The organism is Frankia sp. AiPs1 (genome assembly GCF_023716945.1).
Taxonomy (GTDB): domain Bacteria; phylum Actinomycetota; class Actinomycetes; order Frankiales; family Frankiaceae; genus Frankia.
The window spans coordinates 1-10,285 of sequence record NZ_JAMQQF010000190.1 but is presented as its reverse complement, the minus strand read 5'-3'; the positions used below and the strand labels follow the sequence as shown (position 1 = coordinate 10,285).

At 71.6% G+C, this 10,285-nt stretch carries 12 protein-coding genes; 5 read left to right on the top strand and 7 right to left on the bottom strand.

Going from position 1 to position 10,285, the window contains the following annotated elements:
• Nucleotides 1-570 (top strand): DUF3307 domain-containing protein (locus tag ND748_RS17080; RefSeq protein ID WP_285902255.1); only part of this gene is annotated, 570 nt, incomplete at its 5' end.
• A 33-nt stretch (nucleotides 571-603) separates the two neighbouring features.
• Here ND748_RS17080 and ND748_RS17075 read toward each other — a convergent pair.
• Complete coding sequence (locus ND748_RS17075; protein ID WP_251746795.1) at nucleotides 604-966, bottom strand: hypothetical protein; 363 nt, start codon at nucleotides 964-966, stop codon at nucleotides 604-606.
• A gap of 935 nt (nucleotides 967-1,901) precedes the next feature.
• Between ND748_RS17075 and murI the strand changes: the two genes are divergently transcribed.
• The 4 genes from murI to rdgB all read left to right on the top strand — a co-directional run bounded on the left by murI (nucleotide 1,902) and on the right by rdgB (nucleotide 5,040).
• Complete coding sequence (gene murI, locus ND748_RS17070) at nucleotides 1,902-2,831, top strand: glutamate racemase (protein WP_251746794.1); 930 nt, start codon at nucleotides 1,902-1,904, stop codon at nucleotides 2,829-2,831.
• Nucleotides 2,828-3,574: an MBL fold metallo-hydrolase gene (locus tag ND748_RS17065; RefSeq protein ID WP_251746793.1), complete on the top strand. Its 747-nt coding sequence runs from the start codon at nucleotides 2,828-2,830 to the stop codon at nucleotides 3,572-3,574. Before murI ends, ND748_RS17065 begins: the two co-directional genes overlap by 4 nt.
• 102 nt (nucleotides 3,575-3,676) lie before the next feature.
• Entirely contained in the window at nucleotides 3,677-4,420 is a 744-nt protein-coding gene (gene rph, locus ND748_RS17060) for a ribonuclease PH (RefSeq protein WP_251746792.1), read from the top strand.
• The gene (gene rdgB, locus ND748_RS17055; RefSeq protein WP_251746791.1) at nucleotides 4,417-5,040 is read left to right on the top strand and encodes an RdgB/HAM1 family non-canonical purine NTP pyrophosphatase; all 624 of its coding nucleotides are present in this window, start codon (nucleotides 4,417-4,419) and stop codon (nucleotides 5,038-5,040) included. Before rph ends, rdgB begins: the two co-directional genes overlap by 4 nt.
• Nucleotides 5,041-5,164: 124 nt before the next feature.
• Here the strand turns inward: rdgB and ND748_RS17050 are convergent, their stop codons facing one another.
• From ND748_RS17050 to ND748_RS17025, 6 genes are all read right to left on the bottom strand, one after another.
• A complete protein-coding gene (locus ND748_RS17050; RefSeq protein ID WP_251746790.1) occupies nucleotides 5,165-6,112 on the bottom strand; it encodes a PLP-dependent cysteine synthase family protein in 948 nt (315 codons plus the stop codon).
• 21 nt (nucleotides 6,113-6,133) lie between these two features.
• The gene (locus tag ND748_RS17045; protein ID WP_251746789.1) at nucleotides 6,134-6,454 is read right to left on the bottom strand and encodes a MoaD/ThiS family protein; all 321 of its coding nucleotides are present in this window, start codon (nucleotides 6,452-6,454) and stop codon (nucleotides 6,134-6,136) included.
• A 366-nt stretch (nucleotides 6,455-6,820) separates the two neighbouring features.
• Complete coding sequence (locus ND748_RS17040) at nucleotides 6,821-7,225, bottom strand: M67 family metallopeptidase (protein ID WP_251746788.1); 405 nt, start codon at nucleotides 7,223-7,225, stop codon at nucleotides 6,821-6,823.
• Nucleotides 7,226-7,322: 97 nt separating this feature from the next.
• Nucleotides 7,323-7,862 carry a DUF2017 domain-containing protein gene (locus ND748_RS17035; protein ID WP_011602687.1) on the bottom strand — a complete coding sequence of 180 codons (540 nt, stop codon included), beginning with the start codon at nucleotides 7,860-7,862 and terminating at the stop codon, nucleotides 7,323-7,325.
• Nucleotides 7,863-8,968: 1,106 nt separating this feature from the next.
• Nucleotides 8,969-9,259, bottom strand: a complete 291-nt coding sequence (gene clpS, locus ND748_RS17030) for an ATP-dependent Clp protease adapter ClpS (protein ID WP_251746787.1) — start codon at nucleotides 9,257-9,259, stop codon at nucleotides 8,969-8,971.
• 143 nt (nucleotides 9,260-9,402) lie between these two features.
• Nucleotides 9,403-10,065, bottom strand: a complete 663-nt coding sequence (locus ND748_RS17025) for an NUDIX domain-containing protein (protein WP_251746786.1) — start codon at nucleotides 10,063-10,065, stop codon at nucleotides 9,403-9,405.
• Between the last annotated feature and the right edge of the window lie 220 nt (nucleotides 10,066-10,285).

The window sequence follows — 10,285 nt, the reverse complement described above, 5'->3', positions numbered from 1 at the left end:
GCCCGGGGCGTGCCGCCCGCCGACGGAGCCACCAGTGGGCGGCCCCGAGCCGTCCGCGGCCCGCCCGGCCCGCCCGGGTGTTGGGCGCAGAGCAGGATTGACGATGAGCGCAGCTCCGTCCCGACGCCCCGCCCCCACCTCATGACCAGGGCCGTCACCTTCGCGGTCCTGCTGGTGACACTGTTCGCGGCACACCAGCTCGCCGATCATGTGCTGGGCCAGACCGACGCCCAGGCCCGGTTGAAGACGACCCCGGGCCCGGCCGGCTGGGCGGCGCTGGGACGCCACCTGGCCGCGTATCACGCGGTCATCGTGGTGATGGTGACGGTGGCGGGGATCGGGCTCGACCTGCGGCTGTCCGCGCCCGGGGCCGTCGCCGGGCTGACGATCTCGGTGGTCACCCACGCGCTGTGGGACCGCCGGTCGGCCGTGCGCTGGCTGCTGACCAGGACGGGAGGCGGCGACTTCGCCGAGCTCGCCGAAAACGGGATGAACGGCATGTACCTGGCCGACCAGTCGCTGCACGCGGCCTCGCTGTGGCTGGCCGCGCTGGTCGCCGTGCTGCTGTGAGTCGTGCGCCCGCCGGCCTGGGCGGAGCCGTTCCTACCAGCGATCGTCGTCGGCGCCGTCGCGACCGGCATAGTCCCAGCACGACGACCATTCGTCAGCGCTCGGTTCGGCGGCCAGGTCTGCACTCGGCCAGTCGAACCCGGCCTGGGCGAGGCCGAGCGACGAGCCACCGCCGGAGTCGGCGTGCGCGGGCGCCGGACGCTCCTCGGCTCCGGACGCCGAGCCGACAACATGCGGGATCACAAGCCAGGCAGTGATGTTGACCCCCACGACGACGAGGATGATGACGAACGGGACCAGAGAGCTGTAGGCGGGTGGGAGCACGAGCGCCAGGGTGACCAGCCCTCCCACCAGGAGGGCGACGCCCGCGGCGACCGCAGCGAGGAACCGTGCCATAGGCACGTTCCTATCGCCCTCGCCAGGGCTACGACCTCGATCGACGCCAACCCGACAAGCCGGGAGGGCGGTTTGACGGCGATCATCCCGCTTACTCCGTCCGTCCTCGGGTCGGCGGCCGCGACGCAGCGGTGGGCCGACGGCACCCGCCCACGGCGCCGACGCGTGGTGACGCACCGTCATCGCCTGCTGACATTCGATGACATACCCAGCCCACGGCGGCGACAATCACAGCATCTCGTCATGGTAGGGGCACTGGGGGACATCGAGGAACGGCTTACGGCCTGAAACGCGGACGGATCATGCCCAGCCGGCGCCACGCGGCGGGCCGGTCGGCAACCCCACCGGGCAGCCGGACGGGGGCACTCCGGCGCCGGTGCCCGCGGATCACGGGCACTGGCCCGACGGTGCCGGTCGGGGCATCCCCATGGATGCCCCGACCGGACGCCGCCGAGCTCGAGGATGCGACTGGGGCATCGCGGTTCGGGGACGGATGGGAACGACCCGGACACCTCAGCCGCGTCCTCAACCTACCTGGTCGATAGCTATTAGTCACTGATCGATTACAGGCAGTTCTAGCGTACACCCCGTTTGAGGTCCCTCTACCCGTATGCCGCTGCCAGTCGGGCACCTTTCGTCGCGAGAGGACGAGCGGACCGCACCGGATCGTTCCCAATCCGATCGGTCGGAAGCTGCGATTTCCTCTGCGGCCAGGGGGCCGCCGAGAGATGTCGACCCCGCCACACATCGTCCGGCCCCGGCACACCGGGTCCGGAGCATGGGTAGCAACGACGTATGACACGCGGCGAGGCAACCCGAAGCGCCGGACAGATCGCCACGATGTGCGACTTGCCCCTGCTGTCCCGTATTGGACAAAGGTTTCGTGATGACAGCCACAGGGTGAGCACCGGGTTTCCGGCTTAGTCTGATCGCTCATGAGTGGCGCGCCGGTCGGGGTGTTCGACAGCGGAGTAGGCGGTCTTACGGTGGCGCGCGCCATTCTGGACCAGCTTCCGCATGAGCCGTTGGTCTATCTCGGCGACACCGGACGGGCACCCTACGGACCACGCCCCATCGCCGAGGTACGCCGCTACGCCCTCGAGTGTCTTGATCGCTTGGTCGACGAGGGGGTGAAGCTGCTCGTGATCGCCTGCAACACGGCCAGCGCGGCGTGCCTGCGCGACGCGCGGGAACGCTACAGCGTTCCGGTCGTTGAAGTGATCATGCCGGCGACCAGACGCGCGGTGGCGGCGACCCGCAGCGGTCGGGTGGGCGTCATCGGCACGGTGGCCACGATCGGCAGCCGCGCCTACGACGACGCCTTCACGGCTGCCGCGGGCGTCGACCTGACCGGTGTCGCCTGCCCCGCGTTCGTCGACTTCGTCGAGCGGGGCATCACCTCCGGGCGGCAGCTACTAGGACTGACCGAGGCATACCTCGCACCGCTGCAGGAGGCCGACGTCGACACAGTGATACTCGGATGCACCCATTACCCGCTGCTGACCGGGGTCATCGGTCTCGTGATGGGAGAGGGCGTGACGCTGGTGAGCAGTGCCGAGGAGACGGCGAAGGACACCTACCGGGTGCTCGCGCGGGACGGACTGTTCCGGGACCCGGACCTACCACCACCCAGCCACCGCTTCCTGACCACAGGTGACCCGGCGCTGTTCACCCGCGTGGGGCGCAGGTTCCTCGGGCCCGAACTCGTCCAGGTCTCGGCCGTGGCGTCCGGGGAACCCTCCCTCCCGGCGCCGTCGGCGCCGTCGGCGCCGCCCGCCACCAGGACCTCGACCGCAGCCGTCTGGACCGCCCGACCCGCGGCGGATCAGGATTCCTCCCAGCAGAGCCCGGTGGTGCCACGGTGAAACTGACCATTCTCGGCTGTTCCGGCACGTACCCGGGGCCGGCCTCCGCCTGCTCGTCGTACCTGGTGGAGTCGGACGGGTTCCGGCTCGTGCTCGACGCGGGCAACGGATCGATGGGTGAACTGCAGCGGCACTGCGATCTGCGCGACATCGACGCGGTCCTGCTCAGTCACCTGCACGGCGACCACTGCCTGGACCTGGTGGCGAACTCCTACGCGCGGCGCTACCACCCCGAGGGCATGCCGCCCAAGCTCCCCGTCTACGGCCCGATCAACACCCAGGAACGGCTGTGCGGGGCGTTCGAGAAGTGGCCGGAGGACAGCCTCGCCGACATCTACGACTTCCGCACCATCGGCGCCGGTTGCCTGCACGTCGGACCGTTCCGCATCGACCTGACCCGGGTGGCGCACCCGGTCGAGGCGTACGGCGTCCGGGTCACGGCAGAGGATCGGGTACTCACCTACTCGGGCGACACCGGCGCGTGTGACCGGCTCGTCCGGCTCGCCCGCGACAGCGACCTGTTCCTGTGCGAGGCGTCCTTCCTCGACGACGAGGACAACCCGCCCGACCTGCACCTGACCGGCCGGGAGGCCGGCGAGCACGCGCAGAAGGCCGGCGTGGGGCGGCTGGTGCTGACCCATCTCGTCCCCTGGGGGAACGCCGCCCGTTCGGAGGAGGAGGCGGCCGGGGCGTTCGGCGGGAACCTGACCATCGCCACGCCCGGCGCCACCTTCGAGATCTGACTCCGTCGCCCGATCGGACCAGGCCGGGCCGGTCCGGCCAGGCGGGCCGGGTCCCGTCAGGCGGGGCCGGCGTGTCCGGGGCGGGCCGATAGTGTCGCGGGCGTGACACGAGTCGATGGCAGAAAATCGGACGAACTCCGGCAGGTGACGATCCTGCGGGGCTGGCAGGAGCACGCCGAGGGGTCGGCGCTGATCAGCGCCGGCAGGACCAGGGTGCTGTGCGCCGCCTCCGTGACTACCGGTGTCCCTCGCTGGCGCAAGGGCAGCGGCCTGGGCTGGGTGACGGCCGAGTACTCGATGCTGCCGCGGGCCACCAACACCCGCAACGACCGCGAGTCGGTGCGTGGCCGGATCGGGGGGCGCACCCACGAGATCTCCCGGTTGATCGGGCGCAGCCTGCGGGCCTGCATCGACCTGGCCGCCCTTGGCGAGAACACCATCGCCATCGACTGCGACGTGCTGCTCGCCGATGGCGGCACCCGCACCGCCGCGATCACCGGCGCCTACGTCGCGCTGGTCGACGCCGCCCGCTGGCTCGGCCGGCCCGCGGCGATCACGACGAGCGTCGCCGCGGTGAGCGTCGGGGTCGTGCGGGGCGAAGCGATGCTCGACCTCGCCTACACCGAGGACTCCACCGCGGACACCGACATGAACGTGGTCTGCACCGGGGCGGACGGGTTCGTCGAGGTACAGGGCACCGCGGAAGGCGCCCCGTTCGACCGGGCGATGCTCGACAGCCTGCTCGACCTCGCCATGTTCGGCTGCGCCCAGCTCACGGAGATCCAGGCCGAGGCGCTGCGCGGTCCGGCACCGGCGGGTCCGGCCCGACCGGAGGGGACACGTTGACCGCGAAGCCGGTGAAGGTGGTGCTCGCCAGCCGCAACGAGGCGAAGCTGACGGAGCTGCGCCGCATCCTGGCGGCCAGCGGCCTGTCGGTGGAACTTGTGGCTCTCCCCGACGGCGAGGACGTGGCCGAGACCGGCACCACCTTCGCCGAGAACGCCCTGATCAAGGCGCGGGCGGCGGCCGAGCAGACCGGCCTGCCCGCCGTCGCCGACGACTCCGGGCTCGCGGTCGACGAGCTGGCCGGCATGCCCGGCGTGCGCTCGGCCCGCTGGTCCGGACGCCGGGACGGCACCCGCGTCGAGCGCGACGAGGCGAACAACGCCCTGCTACTGGCCCAGCTCGACGACGTGCCGCCCGAGCGGCGCGGCGCCGCCTTCGTCTGCGCGGCGGCCCTGGTCACCCCCGCCGGCGTGGAGCGCGTGACGCACGGGGAGCTGCGCGGGGTCCTGCTGACCGAGCCCCGCGGCCAGGCCGGCTTCGGCTACGACCCACTGTTCCTCGCCGGCGGCCAGACCCGGACCAACGCCGAGCTGACCGCGGCCGAGAAGGACGCGATCAGCCACCGCGGTCTGGCCTTCCGCGACCTGTCCGCCCTGCTCGGCGAGATCCTCACCGCCTGAGCAAGTAGATCGCTGAAGGCCCCCACGGCTCCCCCAGGAAGATCGCCGAAGGCGATCTGACGAAAACCCCGAACGGCGCCGTGGGCGAGGGGTCCCCGTAGATCGCCGAAGGCGATCTACGGGGCTACGCCCAGAGTTGGCCCTCCAACGCCGCCTCCGCCTCCTCCAGGGTGCCGGCGTAGGCGCCGGTGGACAGGTACTTCCAGCCGCCGTCGCAGACGATGAGGGCGATCTCGGCTGGCTTGCCCTCCCGGACCGCCCGATCGGCCTGGGCCATCGCGGCGTGCAGGATGGCTCCGGTGGAGATCCCGGCGAAGATGCCCTCCTCCTGGACGAGCTCGCGGGTGCGGCGCAGGGCCTCGCGCGGACCGACGGAGTAGCGCGAGGTGAGCACCGACGGGTCGTACAGCTCGGGCACGAAGCCCTCGTCGATGTTGCGCAGGCCGTACACCAGCTCCCCGTAGCGGGGCTCGGCGGCGACGATCGTGATGTCGGGCACCCGTTCCTTGAGGTATCGACCGGTACCCATCAGGGTGCCGGTCGTCCCGAGGCCGGCGACGAAATGGGTGATGGCGGGCAGGTCCTCGAGGATCTCCGGGCCGGTCGTCTCGTAGTGCGCCTGGGCGTTCGCCGGGTTGCCGTACTGGTAGAGCATGACCCAGTCGGGGTTCTCGGCGGCAAGCCGTTTCGCGACGGCGACCGCCTCGTTGGAGCCGCCGGCGGCGGGCGAATACCGGATCTCGGCGCCCCACATCTGCAGGAGCTGGCGGCGTTCCACCGAGGTGTTCTCCGGCATGACGCAGACCAGCCGGTAACCCCGCTGACGGCAGACCATGGCCAGCGAGATGCCGGTGTTGCCGGAGGTCGGTTCCAGCACGGTCGCGCCGGGGACGAGCAGGCCGCGCTTCTCGCCGTCGGCGATCATCCACAGCGCCGCCCGGTCCTTGATCGAACCGGTCGGGTTGTCCTGCTCCAGCTTCGCCCACAGCCGGACCTCCGGCGACGGGGACAGTCGTGGAAGCCCGACCAGCGGGGTCCGGCCGACCGAGTCGGCCAGGGAGTCGAAACGCATGCGTCGGACCTGCCGCTCGGCTCAGTGCTGACCGGCGGGCACGCGGGGCGAACTGGCGATGGAACCGCCGGCGACCGCGGGCAGGATGGTGACCTCGTCGCCGTCGTTGAGCTTGGCGTCGAGGCCGCCGAGGAAACGCACGTCCTCGTCGTTGACGTAGATGTTGACGAACCGGTGCAGCTCGGCTCCGTCCTCACCGGTCACCAGCCGGCCACGCAGCCCGGAGTGCCGGGAGTCGAGGTCGAGGAAGAGCGCGGCGACGGTGTCGCCGGTGCCCTCGACCAGCTTCGAACCTCCCGTGTAGCTGCGCAGGATCGTCGGCACACGGACCTGGACTGCCATGGTGCTCCTTTCGCGGGTGCCAGCGGTCGGGCTCGACCGAGGCGCCGCCCGGACGGGCGGGATGGTTACGCGGGCGGGGGTCTGCGGGGTGTCAGCCCAGATGGCCGGGACGCACCGGGGCGGGGACTTCGCCACTCGCAGGCCCAGGATGCCCCGACGACGGCGCGGCTGTCCCCGATTCAGCTCGTGCAGGCGGAGACGGTGTCCCGGACCGTCTCGCTCGCGCACCGCCGGAACCGGAACCGGTCACGCCGTCACCCCCTTGCCGCGCGCCATCGCACGTCGGCTCCGCCGCTGCAACGTCCTAGGCCCCTGCAACGTCCCAGGCCACTGCAACGTCCCAGGCCACTGCAACATGCCAGGCCCTCAGACGATTTCCACCGGCTCCTCGGTGACCACGCCGTCGACGATCCGGAAGGACCGGAACTCGGTGTGGTCGGGCTCCCGGGTGGAGGCCAGCACGTAGTGTGCACCGGGCTCGGCGGCCAGGGAGATGTCCGTGCGGGACGGGAACGCTTCGGTCGCGGTGTGCGAGTGGTAGATGACGACGGGTTCCTCGTCGCGGTCGTCCATCTCCCGCCAGACCCGGAGCTGCTCCTTCGAATCGAAGCGGTAGAAGGTCGGTGAACGCTCGGCGTTCTCCATGGGGATGAACCGCTCCGGCCGGTCCGAACCCTCCGGGCCGGCGACGACCCCGCACGCCTCATCAGGATGATCACGGCGGGCATGGGCGACGATCGCCTCGTAGAAGGCACGGTCGATGCGCAGCACTGGCCCACCGTACGACGCGGAAGGGGCGGTCTGGGCGGTCCGGGCGACGAGACCGCCCCGGATCGGCGCGAGGGCCTGGTCCAGGCCTAGTCCAGGCCTAGTCCAGCGCCCGGGTCAGCTCGTCGAGCAGCCCGGTCAAGAAGACGTACGTCGCCACCAGCGGGTAGCGCGGATCCTCGGGGTCCATCCGCTCCAGCTCGTCGGTGGAGTCGTCGTCGGTCAGGGCGAGACGGGTGCCCAGGAACAGCCGCAAGTCGTTCAACGTGGTCAGCCAGTCCTGGGCAGCGTCCTCGTCGAGGACGAGCACGGACCCGGGAGCGGGCATGGCAGCCAGTACCCGACGGGCGGCGTCGCGCTTGCGGGCGAGCAGGTCGTCGGTGCGGCGGCGCCGGAAGTCCCCGGAGGCCATCGGGTCGTCCGGGTACGGGTCGGGAAGCAGCCGGGCCATCGCCGGGTCCTCGGGCGGGGGCGGGGCGGTGTCGCGCAGCCCGACCATCGCCTCCAGCGGGTCCTCGACGGGCGGCGGTTCGAGCAGCGCCTCGATCTGGCCGACGAGCTGGGACAGCAGTGCCGACTCCCACTGCGGCAGCCGCAGCTCGATCCCGGACCGGGTGCGACGGAAACCGTCAGCAGCCACGACGTCGTGCCCTCCATCACCGCTCGTCCGCAGCGCCCGCCCGCGGATCTCTCGTCGGTCACCGCCGACGCCGACGCCGCCGCCGCCGCAGCGGCTCGACCGTTCGCGCCACGGGTCCTACGGCGCCATCGCCTGGGTTGGGGCGGGCGCGCGGCGGGCCGCGGCGGACGTCCGGCGGTTGACCATCGCCAGCCTAGTCGAGCGGGTAGGGCGGCCCTGCGTGCCGCATCGGCGCGGGCCCCAGGGTCTCGGGGTCGGCGCCGACCGGACGCCGGCCGGTGTGCGACCGGCGGCTGGCCCGGTCATCCGGAGGCGTTTTCGGGGGCGATCCCCGAGAAGGGGTAGCTCGGTCGCCCCACCCGAAATCTGGCCAATTTTGCGATGCGGACGCCGTTTAACCCAGCACCGAGCGGAGTCATGTGGTAGCCGCGCGACGCCCGCCGGAGCAGGCGACAGCCCAATTACCCGAATATTCCGGACGACGGACTCGAATTTTCCTCGGTGGCCGATACGCACAGCCCGGATTCATCCTCGACGGCCGACAGAACCGAGGCGCGGAACGCATAGGTTGCCCCAAAAATGGGGAATACGGATTCATCGGGCTTTTCGGAATCGCCGCCCCGGGCCTCCGGCCGGACCGATCCGAACGTATCCCGCCCGCGCCTTCTCGACCCGCCAAGCACATTGTCGGACCATGGCCCACGGCCGGGCCGACCGGGCCCCGGCATTCAGTCCAACCCGGCCAGAAGCACACGCCACCGGCCACCCCGGCCAGCCGGCCCGGCCAGCCGGCCCACGCCGGCGCCGCCCACTACCGGTGGCCAGCCTCGCCGGGCCCGGGTCAGACCGACCCCGATCCAGCTAGCCCTTTGTGGCCCCGTTGCTCCAGTGGAGCTTCATCGTTGGGAAATGCCAGGCTGGCGCGAGACCGATCCAGCGCACGATTGGTCACACAGGGATGAGGAAGAGGCGACGGCCGGTGGCCGATCGAGCCCCGAGGCGAGGGCCGGTGGGTGGATCGAGCCTCAAGACGCCTCCTGACCTCCGGTCAGCTTCCAGGGACCGCTACGGGCGCCGGGCTGCCTGGGCTGACTCGTCCAGATCGGTCAGTCCTGGGCGATCGTCGCCCACAGTCCGTATGCGTGCAGGCGCTCCGCGTCGGCCTCCATCTCCTCCCGGGTACCGGTGGCGACCGAGGCCCGCCCCTTGTGGTGGACGTCGAGCATCAGCTCGGTGGCCTTCGACTTGGTGTAGCCGAACAACTTCTGAAAGACGTAGGTCACGTACGACATGAGGTTGATCGGATCGTTCCAGACGATCGTGACCCACGGCCGATCGTCGTCGAGGGCCTCGTCGACTTCCTCGACGTCGAGTGGCGACACGGTGGTGACAGACACGAGGCCTATTGTTACGCCATTCCCGCGCCGTGACCCGTCGCCGGGCACGGTGACATGCAACGGCGCACGCCCCGCTGACGGCGCGCGGCGAGGCGGCCGAGGTCGCTGAGGTGAGGCGGCTGAGGCGAGACGGCGGGCGACGGTCAGACGGAGCGGCGCAGCAGCGGCGGGTGCAACGCGGTGGCCGAGCCGCGCCGGTACAGCTCCGCGGGCCGGCCGCCGCCGCGCGGGGAGGTGCGCCGGCCCACCGGGACGACGAACCCGGGCGTGGACAGCACCTTGCGCCGGAAGTTCGGCGGGTCCAGCCCGACGTCCCAGGCAGCCTCGTAGACGCGACGCAGGTCGGCCAGGGTGAAGTGGTCCGCGCAGAAGGCGGCGGCCAGCGGGGTGTACTCCAGCTTCGCGCGAGCCCGTTCGACCCCGTCGGCGACGATCCGTGGATGGTCGAGGGCCAGCGCGGGGCCGTTCGGGGAGCCGAGGTCCGCCACCGGCCACCACCGGGCACGAGGGCCGTCCTGGCCGGATGCCGGCTGCGGCAGGTTCGGCAGCAGGGCCAGATAGGCGACGCTGACCCCGGGCCCCCGCGGGTCCCGGTGCGGGCCGCCGTAGGTGCGCAACTGTTCGAGATGGCCAGTCGTGGTCACCCCGGTCTCGGCCCACAACTGGCGCGACGCCGAGGTGTCGAGGTCCTCGTCGCCGTCGACGAAACCGCCGGGCAGGGCCCAGGCCGCATCGAACGGCGGGTCCCCGCGGATCAGTAGGACGCAGAGCCGGCCGCCGCGCAGGGTCAGCAGAACAAGGTCCACGCTGACGACGACGACCGGCGGCGGGACGGGGTCACCAGGACGCCGCCCGTCGTCGCCGTCACGCGGACCGCGGACCTGATTCGGCGGCGAGGCGGGCGGCACCCCTCCAGTCTGGCGATGCCCGCCACGCCGCACACGGCCCCCTCCCCGGAGCGGGTTCGCGGGGCCGCGGCGGCGCGGCCGGGCTGTCCGAACGTGACCGGCGGTCGGGCGCTTGGGC